Below are 26,238 nucleotides of genomic sequence, written 5' to 3'. Positions count from 1 at the left end.
CGGTTTAGCGGATTTCAGTCGTTCAAGGCAAGCACGGGTTGATCCGTTCTTGCGCTGGCCCGCTTCTGAGTGCGCCAGCTCTTGGGTCCACACTTCAGGACGTGCGCGTGGTGCAGCAGCCGATCGAGCAGTGCTGTGACAGCCGCGGTGTCTCCGAGGAGCTTGCCCCAGTCGTCGACAGGCCGGTTCGAGGTCAGGATGGTGCTGGTCCGCTCGTAGCGCCGGATGATGAGCTCGAGCAGATCCTCGGCCGCGGTATGCGGCAGCTTGCGCATGCCCAGGTCGTCGACGATGAGCAGTGGGACCTTCTCCATCTTGGCCAGGTACTCGCTGCGGGCGCCGTCGAGCGTCGCGTCGGCCATCTCCTCGATCAGGACGTGGGCCTCGCGGTAGGCGACGGCCCAGCCTTGCAAGATCGCAGCCTGCCCGATCGCCTGGGCGAGATGGCTCTTGCCGGTGCCGGGGGGGCCCAGGAAGAGAGCGTCCTCAGCCTTCGAGACGAAGCGAGCGGTCGCGAGGTCGAAGACCAGCCGGCGATTCATCTTCTTGTTGAAGTCGAAGTCGAAGTCGTCGAGCCTTCGATCCGCATCTCGGAAGCGGGCGTACTTGATGCGGCGCTCGATCAGTCGATCCCCTCGCCGCTCGAGCTCGTCCGAGACGAGCTGGGAGAGGAGGTCGATCGGAGGCATGCGCTCGGTCTGGGCTTCGAGCAGTCGTGTCTCCAGGGTGTTAGCCATGCCCGAGAGCCGCAGCTTCCTCAGGGCCTTGTCGATCTCGATCCTGTTCATTGGGTTCCAGTTTCGGTTCTGGAGTCGATCAGGTCGCGGTACAGCGAGAGTTCGCGGATCAGCGGATCCACCTGCCGCAGCGAGAGCGGCGCCGGTGGCTTGCGGTCGATCCACTTCTTGACGAAGCGGTAGTTGGGAGCGCCGACCTCGAGGGCGACGGCGCACGCCTTCTCGATCGGTGCGTCGCCGTACTTCTTTACGAGGGACAGCACGCCCTGGATCTGGCGCACGCCGCCCTGCTCGCGCCTCTTGTGGATCTCCTCGCACAGCGCGCCCACGGACGCACCCGCGCCGCGAGACCTGGCAAGCAGTTGCAGCGTCGTGACAGGCGTCTTCGCCGGACGATCCGACGGATGGACCGAGCGCCATCCTCGAGGCTTCTTGCGATGCTCGCGCAGGAGCTCGCCGGTCCCGAGGTCGAGCAGACGCACCCAGTTACCGCTCCACTGCACCGCGACCTCGCGACCGATCCAGCCGGGCGGCGCTCCGTAGTAAGCGGCATCGACTTCGACGCAGCCGTCCAGGTGGACCGTGCGTGCGCCGTACTGGAAGTAGCCAAAGGGCTCGACTGGCAGTGCTTGCAGCGTCGGCTGCTCCTCGGCAAACATCGCGGCGACCTGACGCTTGGTCGTACCGTGGATGCGCGTGTCGGCCCAGCGTTCCGTCCAGCGATCGAGATGAGCCTGAGCGTCCTTCAAGCTCTCGAAGCGCATCCCCTTGAGCGCCGTGTCCTGGGCGTAGCCGACTGAGCGCTCGACCTTGCCCTTGCGATCGGGATGCCGCACGCGCGCAGGCAGCGCGACGACGCCGTAGTGCGCGAGCATGTCGCGGTATAGCGGGTTCAGATCGGGGTCGTACACGTCGGGCTTCAGCACGCCTTCCTTCAGGTTGTCGAGCACGACCGTCCTCGTCGTGCCGCCGAGACGGCGGAAGGCGTCTTCGTGCAGCTCGCACCACGTCTGCGAGCTCGACTTGAAGCACAAGAGCCAAACCGCCTTGCGGCTGCACCCGAGCGTCAGCGCGAAGAGCCGTGTCCGGCGGTACTTGCCCGTCTCGGGGTGACGCACCATCGGGCCCGTGCCGTAGTCCACCTGTGCTTCCTCGCCCGCCGCGGTCACGATCGTGGGGTGGGCTTCGCGAGCGACGCTGCCCCGTAGCTTGTGCACGAAGCGCCGTACGCTCTGGTAGCCGGCCTCGAAGCCGTGCTCGTCCACCAGCTCCTGCCAGATCGATTTCGCATTACGGCCCCTCGCCACAGCCGCTTCGATCTGCTCGCGGAAGGCCTCGCACCGGCTCGCCATCGGACTCCAGCCTGGAGCCGGCGCCCGCTCGAGGTCGGTGGTCACCTGACTGGCCGCTCTTGGATCCGGCCCGGGGTCGGTGATCGGGTAACTGGCCGCATTTGAATCGGCCTCGGAGTCGGTGGTCGGGCAACCGGCCGCATTTGAATCGGCCTCCAGGCGCCGCTGACGCCGCCCCCGGACTTCGATCCCGGCCGCCTTCAGATGACGGCTCACCGTCTCACGACGCACCCCCGTCGCATCCTCGATGCGCCTCATCGACCAGCCCAGCCGGCCCAGTGCTCGGATCTGCTCTTGCTTCTCGTGCTTCAAGACGTTGCCCATCCGGCACGAAGAGCACACGCCCTCCTGCCGCGTCAACGTCCCGGGATCACCCCTTCAACTGGCCGCTTTTGACCCGATCACTACTGGCCGGTTTTGGGTGATCCCCAAGGGTCTGGAGCTGCTGCAAGGCGGTCCAGATCGTGGCGTCTTCGCTGGCGGCGTTCTTCAGCTCGAGCACGGCGAGCGATAAGCCGTTGACGAACAGCACCACGTCCAGCCGGCGGGTGTGCTTGTTCTCGACCACCGTGAACTGGTTGACGGCCAGCCAGTCGTTGCCGGCGGGGTCGTCGAGATCGATCACCCGCGCCTGGGCGCCGCGGATTGCGCCCTCGGCGTCGCGGTACTCCACCGTCACACCGTCCACCAGCAGGCGATGGAGCGCGCGGTTGCGCTGGATCACGTCTGCGCCTTCGGGGCCGGTGAGCTTGCGAAAGGCGCCTTCCAGCGCTGCGCCGGGGAGCTCGGGGTTGAGGCGGGCGAGAGCTTCGCGCAGACGCTGGGCAAGAATCACCTCGCCGTAGTCCGACCGCTCGGCGGCGGGCGAGTCCGGGGCGATGTCCGGACCGTGCGCAATCTACCAGCCGCCAGCCTCCAACCATGCCAGGGCGGCTTCCTCGACGACGGACTCGGTGCAACGCCCGCTCAAGGCTGAATCCAATGCGATACCGGCCGCTCGAGGAAGTCGTCGAGCGCGATGCCGTCGCCTCCGACCAACAGCATGCGCTGCGGCTTGAACGCCTCGGTGAACGCGGCCGCCCCCGGGCCTACTCTTCCTGTGGTCGTGCTCTTGACCTCGATAGCGATGACGCGGCGGCCCGCGCGCACCACGAAATCGACCTCGGCGCCGCGATCGCGCCAGTAGAACAACTCACATTCACCGCACGCGGCCGCGTTGGCCAGATGCGCGCCAACCGCGGATTCCACCAGTCGGCCTCGAAACTCGTGGTCGCTTCGAGCCTCGGCGGGCGACAGTCCGACCATTGCGTTCATCAGCGCCGTGTTCAGCACCTGCAACTTCGGACTCGAGCCGCGACTACGCGCCGCACCGCCCGCGAACTTCTGCAAGCCGCGGACCATCCCGGCTCCGGACAACAGGTCCAGGTAGTGGGCCAACGTGGTCGTGTTGCCGGCGTCCTGGAGCTGCCCGAGCATCTTGGTGTAGGAAAGGATCTGGCCGGAATAGCTGCAGGCCATCTCGAAGAGCCGGCGCAGCAGCGCGGGCTTGTCGACTCGGGTCAGCAGCAATACGTCGCGGGAGATCGAGGTCTCGATCAGGCTGTCGATGACGTAGCTGCGCCAGCGGCGCGGTTCCTCGGCGAGCGGTGCAGCGCCGGGATAGCCGCCGAAGTACAGGTACTGGTCGAGATCGAAGCCGAAGGCGTCGCGCATCTCCGCGAAGGTCCAGTGCGGCAAGTGCAGCAACTCGAAGCGGCCGGCCAGGCTTTCGGTCATACCGCGTGCGATCAAGAGCGGCGCCGACCCGAGGAGCACCACGCGCAGCGGGAGCTTGCTCTTCGTGTCCTGGTCCCAGAGTCGTTTGACGGTCTCGGACCAGTCGGGGATCTTCTGGATCTCGTCGAGGGCCAGCACCACGCCGGCCTTTCCCGCCCCCTTCGCTTCGAGGCGCGCGGCTTCCCACTGCTGCGCGATCCACTCGGCGCCGCGCAGGGTCGGCTCGTCGGCACTGGCATAGCGAACGCCCGGACCGAGCTCGTCGGCCAGCTGCTGGACCAGCGTGGTCTTGCCGACCTGTCTCGGCCCGGCCACGACCTGGATGAAGCGGCGCGGCTCCGCCAGCCGGCGGCGAAGTTCGGCGATCTGGGGGCGCTGGTAGGGGCTTGACGAATTACTCAGCATGGTGAGTAGTTTTACTCAACGACCTGAGCAGGGCAAGCGGCATCGATCACCTGCGGCCTCCAGCCAGGCGAGCTCGGCCTCTTCGACGACCGACTCGGTGATGCCGCCACGGCTGGTTACGGCGCGTCCTCCTCGAGCAGGCGGAGCACGAGCCGGATCATCAGCTCCTTCTGCTCCGGCGCGCTCTCGGCGACCAGCAGCGCCAGCGCCCCCATGGCGTTGTCCGCCAGCCGCGGCCGGGCCGTCTGCGCGCAAGAGCAGCCCGTTGCGCCGCAGGTACTCCAGGAAGAGCAACGGGCCGATGCGCCTGTTGCCGTCCGAGAACGGGTGGTCCTTGATGACGAAGTAGAGCAGGTGCGCCGCCCGTACCTGGGTGCTCGGGTAGAGGTGGTCGGGTCTTCGGAGCAAGCTGAGGGCCGGGATTAGCTGGCTCCGACGACCCGACCACCTCTCCCCTGGCCGGTCACGTCGGCCATCCTCACCCACACGAGACCCTGAAGCCCCCATCAAGTAGGCCGGGCGGCTATCCAAGAGTGCTATCCCCCTCGCTACCTCGTATGCCTCGCAGCCGCGATGCCCTCAGAGCTGCAACGTCAGAACGGTACTTCTCAAGAACCCCCGCTCGGTCCGATCGCGCCACCTCCAAGATTCGTATCCAAGAAGTCGAACATCCCTCTGCTGCGTCTTCCCACCAAGCGCAGAGAGCAAGCTCAGCAGTCTCTGCCAAGGCCATCGGATGGGCGGGTTTGTCTTCGCCACCGGCTCCAAAACTCGACCAATCAGATGTGCCTGAGGGAAGCGGCCATCTCGGCTCTTCCTCGCCCAGGACAACGAACGACCAAAGCGACGACGCTCGAATCTTGCCCGCCGATCTCGGCAAGATGAACCAATCTTGCGAAGCGAGGGTTGCAAGTGACAGTCCTCGAGTCGCAACTACCGCGCGAGCTGCTCGCTCACTCCATCCATCAGAGAGTTCGATATCTGGATCATTAATGGCAGTCTTGAGCTGCGAGACGACCCGACACATTCTGGACGCGAGATCTGGATTGTAGATACCTACTCGGCGGTCAAACCGGCCCGGCCTAATCGCCGCATCATCTAGAAGCTCAAGGTAATTGGTCGCAAGGAGGTACGCAAATGAGCGCCGTCGCGCCGCCTCGTGCAGACGGGACAAGCGCGGAAGCATGTTTCCCGTCAGAAAAGAAAGCGGCGTCAGCGCATGCGACGGATCAACCTTCTTGCGGGTCCGAATGACGGGGTCGAACTCGTCGAAGAGGATGACTGACCTTGTCACGCTGCAGAGCATCGAGAGGATGAGTTCAGTTCGCAACTCAATCTTGTCGGGGCCATCTCGAAGAAGATCGCTTGGTGCAATCACGATCAGCGGCACACCACAGCTCGCGGCTAGGGACTCCGCAAGCGTCGTCTTGCCTGTTCCCGGCGGTCCATAGAGAATCGCTGACGAGACTGTAGACTTGACTCTGCGGCCTTGGGCGCTGAGGACATGCGCCCTCATCCACTCCAGGTCGTGCGTCACCGGGGCTCTCTCTCTCTCAGACCAATCCATCGACGCCACCCCAAGGTCGGTGCAGATTAGGTCCCGGATCCGCGGTTTCGAGCTGAGGCTCTCAGGTGAGAATGAGAGGAAACAACCTCTCACTTGTCTGTTAATCTGCGCATCAACACATCTCACCAGGCGATCGAGCGCGAGTAGGTTGACTGCTGACACCCAGGGAGACGATTGCCCGTGATCTGATGCCCCCACTCTGGTCCACGACAGCTTGCCGTTCTCGTGTTGGGCATCGGACTCGAGCGACAAGGCAAGGCGACGCACGTCGTCTGTTGACAGATCATACTCCGACTTCTCGGCGACGTGTGCGAGCGCCCGAATCACATGTGCGTTGATCGCTCGCTTCTCTTTGCCTCCCTTTGAGACCTGAAAGGGGGGGCCGAGGGGGAACTGTCCGGCCTTGCCAAGGGCGTCAAGAGCTGTCTTTACGACATCGCGAAATGGGCCAGTGGCCCAATCGCCCCCAAGGCTACCAGCAGTATCGGCGGCGAATACAAGATCATGGATCCTGTCTTGCGCGTTCTGTTGGCTGACTTGCCACAATCGTTCGAAGAGGAGGGCTCGTGAGAAAGACCTCATTGGGCCAAGGCACCTACGTAGAATGACTGCGACGTGTCGCAATCCCTCCTTTCCAGCTCGTCTAACCCTCGGTCGTTCACGGGCTGACGTCGCCTGCGCCGACAACTCTTCCAAAACTCTCGTAACGGACAAGATTGTCGCCTGAGCGAAATCGTGCGGCGTGCTTGTGAGGGCAAATCGGGATAGCGAAGAGCTGGCCTGCTTCGATCCCTGGCTGTTTGGCCCCGCGCCCGGGGGGGCGCTAGTCGAAAGCTGGTTTGTCAGCGACTCGTCAGTCCGAAAACGCTCGATGTCTTCTAGTGCCTGCTCAGCTTGCGCTAGTGATCTTGCGCAGAATCGGCGGAGCCCCTCCCAGACGCTCTGCGCAGCGGAAACTGAGTCTAGAGCGTTAGGCAGAGTGTCGACGCGAAGAAGTGACGAGCTCGAAGAATCGCGAAGAATCGTTGCAAGGGCAATGCCTGATCGCCCGATCTCGCCCTCCGTCCACTTCTGGTCTAGCGGCGTTTCAGGGAGAGATGTGGCATCATCGACGAGTTCGATGTACTCGGTAATCTGTTCGACCTCTTGAAGCATCGATGCCGTCCCGTCGAAGAGCGCCGCGAGTCGTCCAATCGCGCGAGCGCATTCGGTGGTGACAAAGGTCGAAAGGGTGCCGCCGTTCTCGCCTGCCTTTGCGGCGCCAAAGTGCCCGCTCGGTAGGTCAACGGTGAGAACCTCTCGAAGGATCCTGTAGATGCAGTTGAATGCTGAAGTCGGGATGTACCCCAGTGGTGCGCCGTCATTCGCTGATGAAGTCGAGTCGTCCGCTAGCGGCAGCTCGTCAATGACGGTTCGCAGGTGTTGGGCGGCAAGGAGTACACTAATTTCGCCGTCATCGGAAGATGCGGCACTTCCCTCGTCAGCGGGCATTGAGGGAAACAGAGTGCGAATCCTGGCCTCGTCCCGCTTCTTGTACAGCTCAAGGTGCGCGATGGCGGGGAAGTCTTCTGCTGCTACGGGCAACCCTAGTCCGAATGCGAGATGCTTGACTCGACGCAGAAGGAGGTCGGTGAGTGGGGAGTCTGGCTTGTCCCAGCCATCTGAGAATGAGGTTGATACACCGTCCACGAGAGTGGCGACGCCTCGTTCGCGTCGGCGCTCGAGATCTCGTCTGAGTTCATCTAGTTCATCGACCGCGCGGAAAGACTCGAGCAACTCTTCCGTAGAAAGAATCTTGTTGTGTGTCATCGTCGAGCGCCTTCCGACCCTAGAGCCCCGTGTCCGAGAGAGGCTCATCGCTTTCGAGCCAGTCGATGAGGTCTTGAAGGCGTGCAGGGCGCGCCCCTGGGCGGCGTACCGCGAACGAGGCGGCGATCGTAGCTAGCGCAGCTGCGGTTGCGAGATCTGAGCCGGCGGCGGCTGCGATGGCCAATGTGGCTATTACTGAATCGCCAGCGCCGACAACATCGACTGGCGAGCGATTCAGGGCCGGAAGATGTAGTAGCGCGTCTCGGGGCGAGCCTGAGGTTGTCTTATCCCTCCGGTAGAGAGCCATGCCGTCGCTACCAAGGGTCAGGAGAACGTTGTCGACCTGCATTCTGCGTGCGGTTTCGGGGAGTGATCTACGACAGCGGTCAATGATCTGGCCCAACTCGATGTCGTGTGTGGTCGCTTGTTTCGATCGAAGCGGGACTCCCTGATTGCGTTCGAACTCGACGCGGTTTGGCTTGACCAGCGTAGCGCCGCGGTATCGCCAGAAGTTGCGATGCTTGGGATCGACAAAGGCTGGGATCTTTGCGTCCTTGGCCGCGCGCATGGCAGCATCGATTGTCTGGGCATTCATTACACCTTTGTCGTAGTCGGCGATGATGATGGCGTTCGCACTCGGCGCCTGTTGCGCAATAGTTTCGCAGACAAGTGCGCACGTCTCGTCGGAGAGCGTGTCGTCGACTTCGATGTCGCAGCGAAAGAGATGGGCGGCATCTTCAATTAGCCTCGCCTTCAGCGTTGTTGGCCTGGGCTCTCCTTGAATCGTCGTCGGTTCGCTGATGAGGGTTGTTGTGCCGCCAGCTGCGCCGTGGTCTATGCCTTCATGCTGAAGGAGGGCTATAAGCTCGTCGCGGCGCGAATCGGCGCCAGTGACGCCGATAATTGTCGCGTCGGCCCCGAGGTGGCGTACGTTCGTGGCTACGCAGCCTGCACCGCCGAGGAGGATCTCCTCTCGGGCCGCTCGAAATTTGGGAGTGCGCCGTCCCGACTCATCGGTTTCCGAACGCAGCTCAGTGTAAATGTACTTGTCAATCATTATATCGCCGATGATTAGGATCCGCTGATCCTTGAAGGACGTGACAAGTCGACGGGCGATGTCGCGGTCGATTGAGAATCGACTAGGCATGGCATGAAGGGCGGCGGGAGCGATTGGGCGATGGCTGTAGCAACCTACAACTAGTGCCTTCGCTTTGTACCTGAGGTGCGTCGTCCGGGCAAGGGAGGAGAGACCGGGCGTCAGCGGCGCTCTCGACCGTCCCTCGATTCGGTGGACATGGGACTTGGGTGGTTTCGTGGGCCTGTGAACCTTGGAGTGGGGGGGATAGCGGAGTCCGGCGAATCGCAAGCGGTCCGGTCCGGGTACATAGGTAACACATGTGTCCGGGGACATGGGTGACATCGACGGCAGACAGCGGGTCGACCAAGGTGTCTCCTGGCCTGGATGCCGTGGCATCAGACCAACCAAGTGAATGAGCGCCTGAAGTTCATTGCGGAGGCTCAGCGTGGCCGTCGATCCATGGTCGAACTCTGCGAGGAGTTCGGGATCAGCCGCAAGACGGGGTACAAGCTCCTCGGGCGGTATCAGCAGGATGGACCCGAGGGCCTTCGCGACCGATCGCGAGCACGGAAGAAGCATCCGAATCAAACGCCGGACGACGTAGAGGCTGCGATCCTCCGTGTTCGGAAGGCCCATCCGAGTTGGGGGTCGAAGAAGATCCTGTCGATCCTCGAGCGTGACCGACCGGAACTGACTCTTCCGGCTCGGAGTACGGTGGATGCGATTCTGCAGCGCGCGGGAGTCGTCGTGGCGAGAAGAGCAAGGTCGCGGAGGTGTGGATACCACGGTGCGCCTGTCGTCGACGCCCAGGCGCCGAACGATGTCTGGTCGATCGACTACAAGGGCTGGTTTCGCGTCGGAGACGGGACGCGGTGCGACCCGCTCACGGTCAATGACGTCGACAGCCGCTTCTCGCTCGAGTGCCGCGCCATGGTGGGTCCGAAGCTGGAGGACGTCCGACGCCGCCTGGAAGAGCTGTTCTACACCTTCGGGCTGCCCAGCTACATGCTCAGCGACAACGGCTCGCCGTTCGGCTCCCGAGGGCTTGGCGGTCTCTCGCGATTGGGCGTCTGGATGTTGGGGCTTGGCGTGCAGCCGGTCTTCATTCAGCCGGGGCGACCGGATCAGAACGGGCGGCACGAGCGCTTCCGCGAGACGCTGAAGGCGGAGACGGCCTCGCCCCCGCGATCTTCCATCAGAGCTCAGCAGCGAGCTTTCGATAGCTTCCAGCAGGTCTACAACAACGAGCGCCCGCACGAGTTGCTGAAGATGCGGACTCGGGCCGAGGTCTATCGAGAGTCGAAGCGCGAGATGCCTGACGACTTGGTCGATCACGAGTACCCCGACGAGTTCGAAGGGACGGATCGATCAAGTGGGCACGAGGTTTCGTCTTCGTGGGCGAGGCCATGGCCGGCGAGATGGTCGGCCTTGAAGCGGTCGAGGACGACCACTGGGCTGTTCACCTCGGCCCCGCTCGCCTGGGCGTTCTCAGCGATCGGCTGTCAAGGTTCGGCTGGTCAGGTCCACCCTCAGTTCGGCCAAGCTGGTCCAGCTCAGTGCCCTCGGAAATCAGTCATTGAGTGCTCGGCAAGGGAGGTTCGGAGCGCCAGAAAGGGGCGCCCAGGAGGGGCTGGAAAAACAGATCCTCCAGTTCGGCCAAGCTGGTCCACCTCGATCGGGGCATCAGACAGCCTCGCGCCCTTTGGTCGGCGGGTTGCGGTAGGAGCTCCCTTCCATCACCAGGACGTGCGAGTGGTGGAGCAAGCGGTCCATCGCGGCGGAGGCCATCAGGTCGTCGCGGAAGAGCGGGTACCACTCCTCGATGGCGCGGTTCGACGTGACCACGATCGAGCCCCGCTCGTAGCGAGCTCGGATCACCTCGTACAGGTCGATCGGCTCGTCACCTTCGAGCGGCCGCAGGCCGAGGTCATCGAGGATCAGCACGTCCGGCGTTGTGTAACGCAGGAGCCGCTTGTCCCAGCCTTGGTCGGCCCGTGACGACCGCAGCTGGGTGAGCATCCGGTGGGCGGTCGTGTACAGCGCTGAGTGGCCAGCGCGGCAAGCGCGTTCTCCCAGCGCCTGGGCGATGTGGCTCTTGCCGACGCCGGCAGGCCCGATCAGCAGCACGTTCTCCTGCTTCGCGACGAAGCCACAGGTCGCGAGGTCGATGATCTTGGTCTTGGGGATCTGCGGGTTGAAGGACCACTCGAAGTCGTCGAGCCGCTTGGTGGTTTCGAAGGTCGCGCGTCGCAAGCGCATCTCGAGCTGCTTCGAGTCGCGCCGCTCGACCTCGTCGCTGCAGAGGCGGAAGAGGAATTCGGAGTGGCTGAGATCCGCATCGACGGCTTCCTTCGTGCGCAGGTCGAGCGTCTGAAGCACGCCCGAGAGCCGGAGCTTCTTGAGTACGGGGACGAGGTCAGCGGCGATCGCCATGGGTCTTCTCCTGGAGTGCTGTGAGCGTTTCGCGCGGGTTGCGGGCGAACATCGATCCCTGAGACCACGCTCGCCCGGACTCCTCCGGCAGGGGCTCGAGGTCGAGCCCCTGCTTGAGGATGCTCTTGATGCTGCGGTACTCGAGGCAGCCGAAGTGCAGCGCGCGTCTGGCCGTCGCGCGTGCGCGCTCGCGCGGAAAGCCCTCGAGATGCGTGACGACCGCCTGCACCTTGCGCAGCTGGTAGAGCACATCGTCGGAGTCGAAGATCGCGGCAGCGAGCACTTCGACCTCCTCACCGATCACCCGAGCACGCACGATCCAGTGCTCGCGGCTGCGGTGCCGGAGGTCACGGCGGTGCTCGGGGAGATGCGACTCGATCGTGCTGCGCTTGCCGCGCGGCACACGCGAATGAGCGTGAAGACGGCAGTCCTCGGCGTAGATCACAATCGAGTGCGTCGTGCAGCGCAGCCAGAGGTCTTGGCCCAGCAAGGTCCACGGCGCGGAGTAGAAGGCGCCGTCGACCTGGACGTGGCTGTCACGATGCAGGCGTGCCTTCTTCCAGATCACGAGCTCCCACCGCGACTGCGGCAAGCTCAGCAGGGCAGCGCGCTCTTCCTCCTCGAAGTACTCGAGCGGTGCGCGGCCAGTCGTCCCGTGCCGGCGCCGCCCTGCGATCTCCAGCGTCCAGCGCCGCAGCGCCCGCCGGTCCTCGTGGATGTCGACGGACTCGTGCGTAGCGAAGAAGTTTCCCTTCGTGTAGCGCACTCCGCGCTCGACCTTGCCCTTCTTCTCCGGCGCGCGTGGCGGCGTCGGGTCGATCTGGAATCCGTAATAGCGTGCGAGTTCGACGTACGTGCGGTTCAAGACGGGTTCGCCGTCCACGCCGAACGAGGCCCGAATCACTGCCGCCTTCAAGTTGTCGGGCACGATGACGCGCGGCACGCCGCCGAAGTACTCGAACGCCTCGACATGCAGCCTCACCCAGGTCTCGATCTTCTGGTCGAAGACGATCTGGGTGTGCATGTGGCGGCTGCAGCCGAGCGTCATCACGAAGAGCCAGCTCTTGCGCAAGACGCCGCGCTCGGGGTCGTAGCGCTTCCCGACGTAGCCGAAGTCGACCTGGGCCACCTCGCCCGCGGTCGTCTCGACGGAGATGGCTACGTCCGTCGGCTTGGGACCCTCCGCGTCGGCGAGTCGCAGCACCAGACGCTTGATGGCCGAGAGGCTGCCGTCGAAGTCCGGCTCGTTCAGGCGTAGCCAGTCGTGGATCGCACTCGGCCCGGCCCCCTTCTTCCGCAGCCGCTCGATCGTCGCGACCCACCGCTCGACCGAGGAGCGCTGCTGCGGCGCCTGCCTCGACTGGACGTGCTCCTCGACTGCCGCTCGCAGCTGATCGAGGTCGGGCAGCTCGTTAGGCGCGCCCTCGAGCAGCCCCGCCGTAGCGAGCGCGCGCATGTAGGCACGGATCGTGTCCCGCCCAATGTGCAGCTGTCGCGCGATCCCTCGCGATCCCTGCCCCAGCCTGTGCAGGCGGAGCATCTCCTGAAGTCTGTGCATGTCGGTCCTCCTGGCGCCCATCCATCCTCCTTGGCTCGTGGGAGCCGAAGAGGATGAGGGCGGTCAGTAGACCGGCGGGAGGACCTTCGGGACTGGCGGCGGTGGACCAGCTTGGCCGAGCTGAGGTGGACCAGCTTGGCCGAACCAGGGTGGACCAGCCTGGCCGATCTCACCCGCCCATCACCCCGCCGCCGGGGTGGACCAGCTTGGCCGGGCTACAGGTGGACTTGATACCCCGAGCTGCAACATCGGCTTCGGACAATCATCCCGGTCGAGCACGACCGGTCCGAATGAGGTGTCACCCATGTGCCTGGTCACCCTCGAAATTCCGATATGTCACGCCCGGGACCGTGGCGCTCAGCCAGCCACCCCCCAGCGGGGCGGGAGCCCCGGAGCGTCCTCGTCGCTACGCTCCTCGTCCTCTCCGGGGCTCCCGCCCTGCTGGGGGGCTCGCGCAGTCTCTCGGAACTCCCAGGTGTCACCCATGTGCCCGGGCAGACCTGTTACCCATGTTCCGGGTTGCACAGGCCGCGGTTCTGCGCTTCCTGGGTAGAGTCTCGAAGGACCAATGGGTCCGGGGGAGAAGGCCAATACCTTCTGGGGGCTTCAGGGTTTCGTGAAAGGTGGTCGGGTCTTCGAAGCCAGCTGAGGGCCTTCTGACCGAGGAGCACGGCAGCCAATCCCGACCATGATCTCATCGATGGTCGACTACCAGTTGGCTGGAGGCTACAGAACGCTGCGGGGGAGCGGAAGCCTTCGAGCTGAGCCGCCGACTCTCAGGAGCCGTCGCCCGCACGGCTCCGGGAGACCTCACCGACAAGGGGGTGTTCCACCGACGCCCATTCCTGCAACATGGTCGTATCGAACCGCCCTCTGCCCAACGGCTCCGGCCGCTCCGGCGCCCCCTCCCTCAGAAATCGAGCCAACCCCCTCCACCGCTTCCCGTAGCATCACTAATGGATCGAAAGCCCCTCTCCGCATGAACGCACTCACTTGGAATGTCGTCGTCGCGGGTCGTTGGAACACAGCGATCTTGACGCCTGCGGGCATCGCCACGCGTGTGTTCCGGCTGCCAGTGGGCACCCCGGTCGAGGTTCACGTACCAATGGATGGTGTTGCCCCTCACAGGGTGGTTCATAACGCCTGCGTTGCAACAGTTTCGTCCGACAGACTGATCATCGAGCCAAGCGCTGCGACCCCCGACAGCCTTGTTCTCGCTATGAGATTCGCTGTGAATGCCATTGAATCACTCCCGGAGACGCCGCTAACGGCCGCCGGCTACAACGTTCGATTCGGGTCTGAGGGCGATTCCACTGACCTCCTTGAACTCACGAGCATCGCATTAGATAAGTCAGTGTCGGATGCTGGATTCTCAATCAAGGGGCGCGCAACTAAACGCACACTCGAGATCGAGCCAGGCGTGGTCAACCTAGAGATCACCAGCCATCAAGACGGCAACGTCCTCGTCGGACTCAACTTCCACCTCCAATCCCAGGATCCGGATTCGCTGAAGGCCTGGCTTCAGATCTCGCCGGCCGAGCTAAGCGCCCAGATCGCTTCACTCGTCGCCACCCTGGGCCAGACATACATCGGTAGTCAGGATGACTGAAGAATCGGGTTTCCTCGAGCCTCAAGAACTCGGTGAGCAAGCAAAGCAGTTCTACTACCAAGAGGCCGAGGCGTTCGAGGCCACAGGCACCCCTGATACCAGTAGTGCCGTCGCAATTGTGCGTTGCCTTCAGACTTCAAAGACTGAAGGTAGTCTGAGAATCCGATACGCTCCTCACGAGAGTGAAGACGCGGCCGCTAGCACAGACGTGTAGCCCCGGCGCCGTTCCTTTCCGATGGTGAGCCACTGGACTTACAAGCCCGTCGATGCCGAACAGGACCTTGACCAAGGCGACATCGTAATTCTGTCGGAGGGGCTGAAGAGTTTGCTCCAGGAGGTGCATCCACACTTTCTTGACCCAAAGTACCTGGCATTCATGGTCCTGACTCAGTCGTGCGATTTGGTGCGCCGCAAGGGAGAGTGTAAGTCGCGATACATCACACTTGCGTGCATTCGCTCGCTTGAAGACGTCCTAATTGGATTGCTAGATCAGGTTTGCGCTGGAATAGGCGGCGGAACATACCGCGAGGAATCTCGGGGCGAGGCAAAGCGACTACTTCAGAGGATAATAAATCAGAACGAGCAAGCGCTCGGACTCTTCTATCTGCATCCGGATGCAGATGTAGGCATCGCTGTGCCTTCCATAGCAATGCTGCAAGTCAGCATTGCGGTCCGCCGCGATCACTACGACACGATCCGAAGCGCGCGGGCCGGAGCACTTGATAGCGAGTTTCGCAACAAGCTCGGCTGGCTTGTAGGGAACCTCTACTCCCGCATCGGAACTCCGGACTGGTCAGATAGGAAGGACGGGCAGAAGGCGGCAGAGAAGATCATCAAGGATCACCTCAAGAGAGCGGCCGTCCCGAACCTCCCGCGGTGGGTTTCCGGAGAAGCAGTCGATGCCGCGCAGAAAGCTGGCCTCGACCTAAGCAAGCTGAGCGAACAAGAGATCGTGTCGGAGGTAGCGAAGCACACGCCCAAGCCGCTGAAGACCAGAGTCACGAGAGAAGTCGCCCGTGTACTTCGCGAACTGCTCGTAGAGTCGGACGAGAGCGAAATGTCTGAAGCGGATGTTGACCGGCTACTAAGGCGCCTAGACAACGATGCTCGCTACAGCAGCCTCCTCAGGAGAAAGCAAAGCGAATGAATGTGCGCACGGCGTTCCCGCATCCTGCCTCGGTTTCGCGGCGCTGAGCCTCGGGGATCGGGTCAGAACCGGCCAATTGTGATCGGTTCAAATGCGGCCAGTTAGAGCGGCCGGGATTAGCTATGCCGCGGATGCCCAGTGGCTTGGGGTCTTGGCTTAGGTTGGTGTGGTCGTGGGTGGTCGCGGTGCCGAGGGCCCGCTCCGGCCTACGGCCTCCGCGGGCCCTCGGCACCGCAGGTGCTCGTCAGGCCGCGGGTGCCTTGGCATGCGGCGCGTAGACATCCATCGGCGTTTGCCAGACGAGGGATTGGTGAGAGGTGGTCGGGTTGATGGCGCCAGCTGAGAGCGGGTTTTGGTTATGCCGTCAGGACCCGGAGGTCCGGGGACTTGGCTTGGGTCTTGGTGTCGTAGGTGAGCCCGAGGGGGGAGGCCCCGCGGATGCCGTAGGCCGGAGCGGGCCCTCGGCACCGCAAGTGCTCGTCAGGCCGCGGGTGCCTTGGCTTGCGGCGTGTAGACGTCCATCGGCGTCTGCCAGCCGAGGGATTGGTGAGGACGGTCGTGGTTGTAGTGGGTCAGCCATCGTCCGAGTCCGAGCGCGAGCTCGGCCAGGTCCTGGTAGGCCCTCAGGTAGATGTCCTCGTACTTCAGGCTGCGCCAAAGGCGCTCGACCATCACGTTGTCGATCCAGCGTCCCTTGCCGTCCATGCTGATTCGGACACCGGCCTCGCGAAGCACAGAGGTCCAGGCGTAGCTGGCGAACTGGCAGCCCTGATCCGTGTTCATGATCTCGGGCCAACTGCCCGCTGCTTCGCGAGCCGCCTCGAGCGTGAGTCCGGCGAAACCGGGGGAGCGGGAGCGTCGTCCATCGCGGCTGTCTGCAGTTCCAGGACTCAGCCATCTGCAGGGCTGGGCATCGTCCGATTGAAAGATCGTAGCTCGGCCAATCGAGAGGTTTGGACTCGGCCGAATGGAAGGCTCGGCGCGATGAGGTGCAGTCCGGCGAGCACCCGGACCCGGTCGCCGCCCTCTCCCTCCGGTGTGCGCTGCGCTTGCGCGTCGCGGGGGAGGCTTTCGAGGTCACAGGCCTTGGCGAACTGGGCGTCGTAGCTTTCGGAATCGGCGGCCATCGTGTTCTGGAGTTCGTCGAGTCGGCGGCGGGCGCGTTTCGGGTCGGTGGCGCGGTCGTCTTGGAGGGGGAAGAGTTCGGCGCGCCTGGTCCGCTCGACCGACAGCGTCGGCTACTGGGTTCGCGCCTGGGCCGGGTCGAGGTGCGGAGTACTCTTGGCCGAAGTCCACGACTGCGCCTGCCGCGGCTGGGGTGGCGCCAGCCCTTGCTCCGACCCACCACCGACGCCCTGGCGAGCCTGGCCTCTCTGCTTGCTGGCGCCGGGCAGGGGGCAGCGGCGTGTCGAGGGCCCGCGCGAAGTCGAGTTCGGGCGAGGGCGACACCGCCACCGTGGCGCACGAGCCTCCGGGGCAGCGATCTACGGCTCTCTGTGGTCGACGCCCACAGCCCGAAAGCGCTCCGCAGAACCGATCGTTGCGGCACCCCTAATGTTCACTTACCGTGCAACCGGCCGCTAAGGGCCAGCCGATGGCCGAACACCTCCAACTTCGCTGGGAGCCTCACCACGACGGTCTCAGTCGCCGAGACCGCGCGGGCGGCTTCTACGACGCCTACCTCCCCGACCCCCTCGCTGGCTGGGACCTGACCATCCCCGCCGATGTCGCTGCGGACATCGCGGACGCGGAGGCGGCCGTCCGCGCCTTGAACCAGCGCGGCACCACCCACGTCAGCCTCGAGGGCCTCGCCCGCTTCCTGCTGCGGGCCGAGTCGGTCGGTTCGTCGCGCATCGAGGGGCTCGCGGCCGCCAGCGGGCGGCTCGCTCGGGCCGAGACTGCCTTGGCCCTCGGCGGCGATCCCCGGGACCGGGTCGCCGTCGAGATCCTCGGCAACATCGACGCCATGGACTCCGCGATCACCCTGGCCAGCGAGGCGCCGAGCTTCGGGCTCGAAGAGCAACTCGAGGTGCACCGCGTCCTTATGGAGCGCTCACCGACACCCGAGCTCGGCGGCCAGGTCCGCGCCGTCCAGAACTGGATCGGCGGCAGCTCCTACAACCCCTGCAGCGCCGCGTTCGTCCCACCGCCGCCCGAGCGACTCGCCCCCCTGCTCGACGACCTCTTCGCCTACGTGGACGGCGACGATCACTCGCCCCTCGTCCAGGCTGCCATCGCCCACGCCCAGTTCGAGACCCTGCACCCCTTCGCCGACGGCAACGGACGCGCGGGCCGGGCGCTGATCCACGTCGTGCTCCGGCGGCGCGGCTTGGCGCCGGGCTTCGTGCCGCCGATCAGCCTGGTGTTGGCGACCTGGCCCGACGACTACGTCGCTGGCCTGAGCGCGTTTCGGCACGTCGGGCCGCGAGGCGGCCCGGGGCGCTCGGCGGGAGCGGTCGACTGGCTGCGGACCTTCGCGACGGCGACGCGCCGCGCCTGTACGGACGCCGAGCGCTACGGCGACCAACTCACCGAGCTCACGGCGCGGTGGCGCGAGACCCTCGGTCGCGTCCGTGCCAACTCGGCGACCGACCGCCTGCTGCGCGTCCTGCCCGGCGTTCCGATCCTGACCGTTGAGTCCGCCTCGCGGCTGGTCGGACGCACGCGCCCGCGCACCGCCGAGGCCATCAACCGGCTGGTCGACGCCGGGATCCTCGAGCAACGCAACATCGGCCGGGAGCGCTATCGCGTGTTCGAGGCCAGGGAGATCTTGGAGTTGTTCACCGGCCTCGAGCGCGCCCTCGCATCGCCGGTCGGTGACACACGGCTGGAGCCCCCGAACCGCCCGGTCCCGCGCAGGCCGCGGTAGCCGTCGAGTCCCGGCTCGGCGGCCATCCTCGCTCAGTCACTCCCCTCCTCGCTCGGCGCGCTCCCAGTCTGCACGTCGCTGGCCAGGGTGTCGATGTCCCAGGCCTTGGCGAACTGGGCGTCGTGGTCCTGGGCGTCGGCGGCCATGAGGTTCTGGAGCTCGTCGGAGCGGCGGCGGGCGCGTTCCAGGTAGGCGGCGCGGTCGTCCTGGAGGGGGAATAGTTCCGCCATCACGCGCCTCTCGTGGCGCTTGAACTCGCGGGCGGCGCGGACGGCTTGGTGGCCGCGGAAGCCCAGGCGGCGCAGGACCTCGACGCCGAGGTCGATGGCGGAGCCGAAGGTCTCGCGCTCGACGTGGTCGACGCCTTCGCGCATCAGCTCGTAGGCGGTCTGCATCGAGCGCGAGCGGACCAGGAGCTTGAGCTGGGGGAAGTGCTTCTTGGCGGTCTGGATGATGCGCCGGGCGTGGTCGGTCTGGTCCACGGCGACCACCAGGACCTTGGCCTCGGCGGCGCCGGCGGCTTCGAGCAGGTCCAGGCGGCGGGCGTCGCCGTAGAAGCCCTTGTGGCCGAAGCCCTCGAGGCTGGCGAGTTGGGCGGGGTCCATGTCGAGGACCGTGGCGTTGATGCCGTTGGCCTTGAGCAGGCGCAGCACGGTCACGCCGAAGCGGCCGAAGCCGGCGATGATCACCGAGGTCTGCTCGGAGTCCTCCACGGCGCGGCGGTCGGCCTCGTCGTCGCGCACCTGGGCAGCGACCCGGAAGCGCGGCTGGACGAAGCGCGCGTCGACGATCACGAGCAGGGGCGTGAGCAGCATCGATAGGGCCACGACCAGCACCAGGGGGCCCGCGTGGGTCTCGCCGAGGACGTGCGACTGCACCGCGAAGGACAACAGCACGAAGGCGAACTCGCCGCCCTGGGAGAGCAGGAAGCCCAGGCGCAGGGCTTGGCTCGTGGGCAGCTTGAAGAGCAGCCCCAGGGGCACGAGGATCGCGAACTTCGCGACCATCAGGAGCGCGACCAGGCCGGCGATCGCGAAGGGGCTCTGGGACAGGAGGGCGAAGTCGACGCTGGCGCCGACGGAGATGAAGAACAAGCCGAGCAGCAGGCCCTTGAAGGGCTCGATGTCGGCTTCGAGTTCGCGCGAGAACTCGCTCTCGGCCAGGACGACGCCCGCCAGGAACGTTCCGAGGGCGGGCGACAGTCCCACCGCCTGCATGGCCAGGGCCACGCCGACCACCAGCAGCAGGGCCGCGGCGGTGAAGACTTCGCGCATGCGCGCCTCGGCGATGAAGCGCAGGGCCGGACGCAACAGGAACCGCCCGCCGATCACGATGGCGGCGACCACCGCGAGCACGGTCAGGGGCTGGGCCCAGCCGGGCAGGGCGTCGAGGAGTCGGTGGGCGTTCGCGGCGTGGTCGGCGTCCGCCACCGGGTGCTCCACGTCGCCGGCCGCCAGCAGCGGGACCAGGGCCAGCATCGGGATCACCGCGATGTCCTGGAACAGCAGGATCGCGAAGCTGCTCTCGCCGACGGGCGTCTTCGAGATCCCGCGCTCCTCCAGGGTCTGCAGCACGATCGCCGTGGACGACAGGGCCAGGGCGGACCCGGCGGCCAGGGCCTCGGTCCACTCCAGACCCAGGAGCCGCCCCAAGGCGGCCAGGGCCGCGGTGGTCACCACCACCTGCAGACCGCCCAGGCCGAGGATCGGTCCGCGCAGGTTCCACAGGAGCGCGGGCCGCAGCTCGAGCCCGATCAGGAACAGCATCATCACCACGCCGAACTCGGCGAAGTGCATGACGTCCCCGCTGGCGCCCACCAGGTCGAGGGCGAAGGGCCCCACGATCACGCCGGCCAGCAGGTAGCCCAGCACCGAACCCAAGCCGAAGCGCTTGGCCAGGGGCACCGAGATCACGGCCGCCGTGAGGTACACGAAGGCCTGGACGAGCAGCGACTCACCCATCGCCCAGCACCCGCCCGCCCAGATTCAGGCTCTCGCGACCGGCGACTTCCTGGGGCGTCAGCCGCCCACCGCGCAGGGCACCCACCAGCTCGCGGTACTCGGCGCCCACCGGCCGGAAGTCCTGCGGCCCGTTCAACAGGTGCGTGCCGTGCACCAGGAAGGGCGGCAGGAAGTGCATGCCGCACAGGCGCGCGGTCTGCTCCAGGGGCGCGGTCAGCTCGCGCATGGTGAAGCGGTTGCCGCCGGCGCGGCAGTAGCTCTCGACGCCGCCGCCGGTCGTGATCACGCTCAGCCACCACTTGCCGTCCAGCTCGTGGCCCGCGTGGCCGTAGGCGAAGCCGTACTCGAGCACCAGGTCCATCCACTCCTTCAAGAGCGACGGGACGCTGTACCAATAGAACGGGTGCTGGAACACGATCACGTCGTGCTCGCGCAAGAGGCCCTGCTCGCGCTCCACGTCGATGGCGAAGTCCGGGTACTCCTCGTAGAGGTCGTGGACCCGCACCCCCTCGAGGTCCCGAACTGCCTCCAGGAGGGCGCGATTCGCCCGCGATCGCTCGAAGGCGGGGTGGCTGAGGATCAGGAGGATCGAGCGCTGCATGGTCGGGCGGCAATCATGACTGGGCACCGGGATCGATCAACGGCTCACGCGGATTGGCGGCGCTCCCGCCACAACGCGACGACCTGACGGCCCATCGCGACCACCAGGCCCAGCGCTCCGCCCAGATACGAGGCGTTATGCATGGATCCCACTCGCAGGTAGGCGATGGGGTCGGTCACCCCGGTCGGCGTCAGGGCGGCGGCCGCCTCTTGGGTCGGCGCCAGGGGCCGGCCGAGGGCGTAGCCGAGCGCGCCGCACAGGGCCGCGACCCCGATCACCGTCGCCAACGCCGCGCCGACGCGAGCCAGCCCCGTGCGCCACGGCGCCCGCTGCGCCGGCCGCCGCAGGGCCAGGAAGGGCGCCAGACACAGCCCGATCGGCGGACCCACCCACCAGGTGGCGAGCACGCCCACCAGCGCCACGCCCACGCGGTCGTGCATCCCGGCCGGGATGCGGAACTGGTCGAACTTGAGGTGGGTGTAGTACTCGGGCGAGAGGGTGTAGGTGACCTGGTCATGGAGCGCGCCGTAGGCCGCGGCCACGAGCGGCGAGACGAGCACGACCGCGATCGCCGAAGCCAGCCGAACCATCCAGCCGCGCGTGGTCAAGGCCCACCCCCCACCCACGCGGCAGCGGTCGGCGCGGGCTGGCAGGCGGGGCACCACCAGGTGACGCGGTCGGACGCGCTCTCGCCGCGCCGCACGATCGGCGTGGCGCACACGCGGCAGGGGCGACCCCCTCGTTCGTAGACCCAGGTTCGGTTGCCGTGGTCGCCGTGCTCGCCGGGCAGGTGGCGCGACGGCAGGCCCGCCGTGAAGACGCGTGGCACCGCGCCGACGTTGGCGGCCAGCAGGGCGGAAGCGCGGGCGTAGACCGCCTCGATCCGGCTGTCGTCCAGGTCCCGCGGATCCGTGTCCGGATGCAGGCGCTCGAGGAACAGCGTCTCCGCCTGGAAGATGTTCCCGATCCCCGCCGCGATCCGTTGGTCGAGCAGCAGCTCGCGCAGGGACGGCCGCGCGTCGTGCAACCGCTGGCGCACGCGCGCCAGGACCACACCCAGGTCCACGTCCGGCAGCACCAGGTCCGGCCCCAGCGTCGCGATCTTCGGGTGGGTCGCAAGGTCCCGCGGCCGCAGCAGCTCGACCGTCTTGGCCTCGAAGCAGGCCACCGTCAGGCGCTCCGTCGCCAGGCGCAACAGCGCCCCACGCAGGCCCTCGCCGCGCCGATCCCCGGCCGGGTACCAGCTCCAGCGCCCGTACATCCCCAGGTGCACCCAGAGCACGGCCGCGTCGTCCAGCTCGATGAACGTGTTCTTGCCCCACGCCCGCACCGCGCGGACTTCGCAGCCGACCAGCGCATGCACGGGCGGCCGACCGCGCAGCTCGAAGCCCGTCACCCGGTGTCCGGTCAGCTCGCGGCCCAGCGCGCCGGCCAGGGCATGGATCGTGTCCCCTTCGGGCATGGCGTGAGGATAGGCCCGCAGCCGGTGTACGCGCGCGCAACTCCCGAGCGGCACCACTGGATCATGGGGCCCCGCCGGGGGTGCTCGCGTAGGGCGGTGCCCCAGCGTCGCGCGAAGCGAATCTCCGACCGAATCCTGTACGGCGCGATCGACCGGGCGCTCCCACGAACGCCGAGTGCGCCGCTGCTGGCCGCCGGCCGCCGCCAGCCCCTTGGAAGACTCTCTCGACCCCCTTCCGTCGCCGGACCGAGGCCGCGCTTCAATCGAACGCGCGCGGTGCCCACACATCCCGAGCCTGCCCCGCGCCGCGGCCCCGATCGCGAGCCGGCGCGACTGGACTCGACTCGCGGAGGTCCCGTGGTAACCCCCGACCTCACCGCCGCGGTCCAGTGGATCGGGAAGTACCTGGGTGACGACGGGGTCGCCCAGCGGGTGCGGCGCACGGACGTGGACACCGAGGATCGGCTGCTGATCGAGCTGGACGGGAACGACGGCGCCACCTGGTTCCGGATCGCGCCGGCGGTGCTGCGCGAGCTCCTGCCCGTGGACGAGCGCGAGCTGCCCCTCGCGACCTGGTTCGCGGCCTCCGACGAGGCCTGCCGCCTGGTCTCCTGGACCCCGGGCACGCGCATGGTGGTCGCCGTCGAGCGCTCAGGCGGGACCGAGTTCTGGCGGGGCCTGCGACCGGAGTGCCTGGCCGAGGCCACGCGCCGTTACGACCTGGCCCGCAGCCTGTGCGACGGCCACCGCGGCAACTTTGCGCTTCCGACGCTGCTGGGCGTCGACGTCGAGCGCTCGGCCCTGCGCCTGGCCGCGGTGGAGGGCGCGCCGCCGCGTATCCAGGTCTCCTGTCACGCCGACTTCGCACGCATCGGGCGCGCGTTGCGTCGATTGCAAGAAGGCCAGGACCGGCTGTCCAAGCCCCTCACCAGTCTGCTCTCGACGCACACGGCTCAGGACGAGCTGACTCTGTTGGCCGACCATGGGATGCGCTGCGTCGTGACCCTGGGCCAGGAGCCGGCGGGGTTCAGTGCCGTGCTCGAGCAGTTGCGCGAAGCCCTGCCGCGCGGCGCGGCCCTGGTGCCCTGTGTGCGCGACCTCCACGACGGCCAGGTCCTGCTCGGCGGCGGCCCGCCGACCCTTCTGGACCACGACCTGTTGTGCCTGGCCGACCCGCTTCTGGACGCGGCCGACCTGCTCGCGCACCTCACCCTGCGCCGACTCCAGGGTCAGACCGGCGCCAACTTCGACGCCGTGCGCGCCTGCGGGGACGCCCTCCTGGCCGGGCTCGATCGCGGCGGCCTGCCCGAATACCTGCCGCGCCTGCGCTTCTACGAGGCCACGGCGCTGTTGCGCCTCTGCGCGGTCCACGCCCTGCAGCCCCGCTGGCAGCCGCTGACCGCCGACCTGGTTCGCCTGGCGGAGCGCTGTGCGCAAGACGCCAGGCTCACTCCCGCCTGAAGGCCGGTCGTCACGCGTCAGCGCCCGATGGGCACCACGAGCATCCGCAAGGCAGTCCGAGAACGCGGGGCCGAGTGCCGCGGCCTGGCGCCCCATCGAGGCCGACCGAACCGGCGGCAGCACGCTGCCCCGGGCATGGGCCTCGGGCTCCCGTTCAGCCGCCGAAGGCGACTCTCACAGGAGCCGTGAGCATCACGCCGTCGTCAGAGCTCAGTTGCCTGTCGAGGTCCACGTACACCACGGCGGGCCAGCCACCGATCGGCGCGGTGAGCTCGATCGCGCCGCCCACGACGGCGACGATCGGATCGAGAGCGACACCAGCGCCGTCGACCACTCGAACCGACGTGTCATCCGCGGTGGCGCCCAGCACCGGTCGGTCGAACTCCAGGCGCACGAGAGCGTCGGAGGCCAGGCTGCCGATGGGCGCTGGAAATACGCGCGCCAACCGATAGGCGTCGATCCCCAGGGGACCGATCGGGCCGGGCTCGGCCCCGTCCGGGGCACCGTGGGGGCCTGGGTCGACCGCCGCTGCGCCGGGCGCGACCATCCCGTCTCCGCTGACCGAAGCGCCGGGTACAAGTCGATGGTCCTCGACCACGCCGGTATCGAATCCGAAGGCGGCCAAGACGGTAGGCACCCCCACGAACGCCGGCAGCACGTCGAGTTCGACCAGCGAGCCGCTGATCGCGACGACCTCCCTCGCCACGTCGTCCCCGGCCAACTCTGCGTCGACGCCGAGGGTCAACAGGTTCGGCTGATCCACGTCGAGCACCTCCACGCCTGCGGCCTCGACCGTCAGGAAGGCCTGAGCGACGTTGAGCAAATCGCCGGCGGCAGCGGCTCCCGATCCGACGCCGGAGATACCGGTGAAGTCCTGGGGCTGCAGCCAAGTCAGGCAGGAGGCCGCGGTGGACGTCACCGTGTCCGAGCGCATGCCCCCATCGAAGTTGCCGGACAGCACACAGTGGCTCGCCAGGACCGGCACGTTGCCCAGGCTGGCTCGCAGGCCGGCCCCCAGATTGCCCACGAAGGACGAGGTCGAAACGACCGCAACGCCCGCGGCGGATTCCGAGCTGACCTCGAGCCCATCGCCCGCGTTGCCGGCGAAGACCGAGCGGTGCACGAAGCTGGTCGAGGTGCTGTCCAGGTCGAAGCGCGCGCCGTCACCGCGATTGCCCCAGGCGACGACGCCGCTGACTTCCAGATCCAAGCTCCAGGCTGGACTGGCCTCGTAGTCGATGTCGACCAAGACCCCCGCGAGGTTGTTGGTCACGAAGCGACTGTCGCGGATGTCGATCTCGAAGGCTCCGCCCGCGCCGGCGTCGCCTGCGGCCAGATCCACGTCCAGTCCCTCGGCGCCGTTGGACTCGAACACCGAGCCCAGCACCGTCAGCCGTGCAGTGGCGCCCGACGAGGCCACGAGGTCGTCGATATCGAGCCCCTCCTGGACGTTCTGCTCGAAGCGCGAGGCGAAGACCTCGAGTGCCAGGACGCCCTGGCCGGAGAAGCCGTCACCGCCGTTGTTCGCCAGGGTGCATCCAGCCAGGCGCACTCCGAGGGGATCTCCGATCAAGGCTGCTCGTACACGCACACCGCGGGTCGCGCAGTCGCGGACCTCGACCGAGCGCAGGTCCAGCTCGACCTCGACCGCGTCGACGCCGAGGCTGGCAGTGCCGCCACCGTCGATTCGCAGTCCGTCGAGCACCACTCGCCCTCCGTTGGCACCGATGACCGCTTGGCCGCTGCCCCCGCCGAGGACCGACGGCTGCGACTCGGGATCCCGAGTCTCCAGGTCGAAGGCCGCGCCGAAACCACCCGAGAGGAACGTGCCGTCGAAGACCGGCAGGCTCACAGGGCCGTAGTCGCCGCCGCGCAGCCAGACGTTGCCTCCGAAGATGCTCGCGGTGACCAGCGCCGCGACCGGGTTCTGGAAGGCCGAGGCCGGTGAGCTCCCGTCACCTCCCGGCGCAGCTTCGGGGTCGACGTACAGCGGCGCTCCGACGAAGGCCTCCAGGACCGGCCCGCTCGGACGCCACGGATCACCCGCGTCGGCGCGGACGGCCAGGCCGAGGAACTGCGAGCCCGGTGTCAGTCCGCCGAGGACCAGCACGTCCCCGGCCGGGTCGACTGCCACAGGCGGAGCGTCGAAGACGGCCGTCCGCGTCGAAGCCAGGAACAGCCCCGTCTCGATCCCTGGTGCAGCCGCGATGAAGCGCAGCTGGACCTCGACGGCGCCGCCCACCGCCGAGAGCAGGCCTGGCGCCGGCGGCAGGGCAGTGCCTGCCGACGGAGGAATCACCGGATCGCTGGGAGCGACAGGCAACGTACCGCGGGTGCAGCCGAGGGCTGCGATCGCGATCAGGGCCGGCAGGAGCCTCGAGGAGCGGATCATCTGCATCTGGGGTCGAGGTGC

At 66.7% G+C, this 26,238-nt stretch carries 18 protein-coding genes and 3 pseudogenes; 5 read left to right on the top strand and 16 right to left on the bottom strand.

What is annotated here, in order from left to right; all coding sequences use genetic code 11:
• Positions 1–14 precede the first annotated feature (14 nt).
• From istB (Pla133_RS00820) to Pla133_RS00790, 7 genes and pseudogenes are all read right to left on the bottom strand, one after another.
• Positions 15–788: an IS21-like element helper ATPase IstB gene (istB, locus tag Pla133_RS00820; RefSeq protein ID WP_145061412.1), complete on the bottom strand. Its 774-nt coding sequence runs from the start codon at positions 786–788 to the stop codon at positions 15–17.
• Complete coding sequence (gene istA, locus Pla133_RS00815) at positions 785–2,413, bottom strand: IS21 family transposase (RefSeq protein ID WP_145061410.1); 1,629 nt, start codon at positions 2,411–2,413, stop codon at positions 785–787. The genes istB (Pla133_RS00820) and istA (Pla133_RS00815) overlap by 4 nt, the downstream gene beginning before the upstream one ends.
• A 109-nt stretch (positions 2,414–2,522) precedes the next feature.
• Positions 2,523–2,987, bottom strand: a pseudogene (locus Pla133_RS00810) (type I restriction endonuclease); the annotation flags it as partial.
• Positions 2,988–3,055: 68 nt separating this feature from the next.
• Positions 3,056–4,270 carry an ATP-binding protein gene (locus Pla133_RS00805; RefSeq protein ID WP_145061405.1) on the bottom strand — a complete coding sequence of 405 codons (1,215 nt, stop codon included), beginning with the start codon at positions 4,268–4,270 and terminating at the stop codon, positions 3,056–3,058.
• A 116-nt stretch (positions 4,271–4,386) separates the two neighbouring features.
• Positions 4,387–4,654: pseudogene (locus Pla133_RS00800) on the bottom strand (Fic family protein); the annotation flags it as partial.
• Between the two features lie 139 nt (positions 4,655–4,793).
• A complete protein-coding gene (locus Pla133_RS00795; protein ID WP_419192001.1) occupies positions 4,794–7,646 on the bottom strand; it encodes an ATP-binding protein in 2,853 nt (950 codons plus the stop codon).
• 19 nt (positions 7,647–7,665) lie between these two features.
• Positions 7,666–8,793 carry a bifunctional heptose 7-phosphate kinase/heptose 1-phosphate adenyltransferase gene (locus tag Pla133_RS00790; RefSeq protein ID WP_419192000.1) on the bottom strand — a complete coding sequence of 376 codons (1,128 nt, stop codon included), beginning with the start codon at positions 8,791–8,793 and terminating at the stop codon, positions 7,666–7,668.
• Between the two features lie 315 nt (positions 8,794–9,108).
• On the opposite strand from Pla133_RS00790, the pseudogene Pla133_RS25765 reads away from it, so the two are divergent.
• Positions 9,109–9,990: pseudogene (locus Pla133_RS25765) on the top strand (integrase core domain-containing protein); the annotation flags it as partial.
• 417 nt (positions 9,991–10,407) lie between these two features.
• Here Pla133_RS25765 and istB (Pla133_RS00780) read toward each other — a convergent pair.
• Positions 10,408–11,157 carry an IS21-like element helper ATPase IstB gene (gene istB, locus Pla133_RS00780; protein ID WP_145168242.1) on the bottom strand — a complete coding sequence of 250 codons (750 nt, stop codon included), beginning with the start codon at positions 11,155–11,157 and terminating at the stop codon, positions 10,408–10,410.
• A complete protein-coding gene (istA, locus tag Pla133_RS00775; protein ID WP_419195447.1) occupies positions 11,141–12,697 on the bottom strand; it encodes an IS21 family transposase in 1,557 nt (518 codons plus the stop codon). The genes istB (Pla133_RS00780) and istA (Pla133_RS00775) overlap by 17 nt, the downstream gene beginning before the upstream one ends.
• A 997-nt stretch (positions 12,698–13,694) precedes the next feature.
• On the opposite strand from istA (Pla133_RS00775), the gene Pla133_RS00770 reads away from it, so the two are divergent.
• Positions 13,695–14,324, top strand: a complete 630-nt coding sequence (locus Pla133_RS00770) for a hypothetical protein (RefSeq protein ID WP_145061391.1) — start codon at positions 13,695–13,697, stop codon at positions 14,322–14,324.
• 235 nt (positions 14,325–14,559) lie between these two features.
• Entirely contained in the window at positions 14,560–15,471 is a 912-nt protein-coding gene (locus tag Pla133_RS00765; protein WP_145061389.1) for a hypothetical protein, read from the top strand.
• Between the two features lie 480 nt (positions 15,472–15,951).
• On the opposite strand, the gene Pla133_RS25760 is transcribed toward Pla133_RS00765, so the two are convergent.
• A complete protein-coding gene (locus tag Pla133_RS25760; RefSeq protein WP_419191999.1) occupies positions 15,952–16,254 on the bottom strand; it encodes a transposase in 303 nt (100 codons plus the stop codon).
• A 107-nt stretch (positions 16,255–16,361) separates the two neighbouring features.
• A complete protein-coding gene (locus Pla133_RS25755) occupies positions 16,362–16,598 on the bottom strand; it encodes a hypothetical protein (RefSeq protein WP_145061385.1) in 237 nt (78 codons plus the stop codon).
• Positions 16,599–17,065: 467 nt separating this feature from the next.
• Here Pla133_RS25755 and Pla133_RS00755 point away from each other — a divergent pair, with 467 nt between their 5' ends.
• Positions 17,066–18,340: a Fic family protein gene (locus Pla133_RS00755; RefSeq protein WP_145061383.1), complete on the top strand. Its 1,275-nt coding sequence runs from the start codon at positions 17,066–17,068 to the stop codon at positions 18,338–18,340.
• A 32-nt stretch (positions 18,341–18,372) separates the two neighbouring features.
• Here Pla133_RS00755 and Pla133_RS00750 read toward each other — a convergent pair whose 3' ends face one another.
• From Pla133_RS00750 to Pla133_RS00735, 4 genes are read right to left on the bottom strand one after another with little or no spacing between them, the layout of a single operon-like run.
• The gene (locus Pla133_RS00750; RefSeq protein WP_145061381.1) at positions 18,373–20,301 is read right to left on the bottom strand and encodes a monovalent cation:proton antiporter-2 (CPA2) family protein; all 1,929 of its coding nucleotides are present in this window, start codon (positions 20,299–20,301) and stop codon (positions 18,373–18,375) included.
• Entirely contained in the window at positions 20,294–20,902 is a 609-nt protein-coding gene (locus Pla133_RS00745) for an NAD(P)H-dependent oxidoreductase (RefSeq protein WP_145061379.1), read from the bottom strand. Before Pla133_RS00745 ends, Pla133_RS00750 begins: the two co-directional genes overlap by 8 nt.
• Before the next feature lie 44 nt (positions 20,903–20,946).
• Positions 20,947–21,492 carry a signal peptide-containing protein gene (locus Pla133_RS00740; RefSeq protein ID WP_145061377.1) on the bottom strand — a complete coding sequence of 182 codons (546 nt, stop codon included), beginning with the start codon at positions 21,490–21,492 and terminating at the stop codon, positions 20,947–20,949.
• A gap of 14 nt (positions 21,493–21,506) precedes the next feature.
• Positions 21,507–22,364: an Fpg/Nei family DNA glycosylase gene (locus Pla133_RS00735; RefSeq protein WP_419191998.1), complete on the bottom strand. Its 858-nt coding sequence runs from the start codon at positions 22,362–22,364 to the stop codon at positions 21,507–21,509.
• A 357-nt stretch (positions 22,365–22,721) separates the two neighbouring features.
• Between Pla133_RS00735 and Pla133_RS00730 the strand changes: the two genes are divergently transcribed.
• Positions 22,722–23,825, top strand: coding sequence for an aminoglycoside phosphotransferase family protein (locus Pla133_RS00730; protein ID WP_145061373.1), 1,104 nt, complete (start codon positions 22,722–22,724; stop codon positions 23,823–23,825).
• Between the two features lie 154 nt (positions 23,826–23,979).
• Here Pla133_RS00730 and Pla133_RS00725 read toward each other — a convergent pair whose 3' ends face one another.
• Entirely contained in the window at positions 23,980–26,223 is a 2,244-nt protein-coding gene (locus Pla133_RS00725) for a right-handed parallel beta-helix repeat-containing protein (protein WP_145061371.1), read from the bottom strand.
• Positions 26,224–26,238 lie beyond the last annotated feature (15 nt).

Origin of the sequence: Engelhardtia mirabilis, assembly GCF_007748095.1 — a bacterium.
Classification (GTDB): Bacteria; Planctomycetota; UBA1135; order UBA1135.
This window is presented reverse-complemented; position numbering and strand designations above follow the sequence as displayed.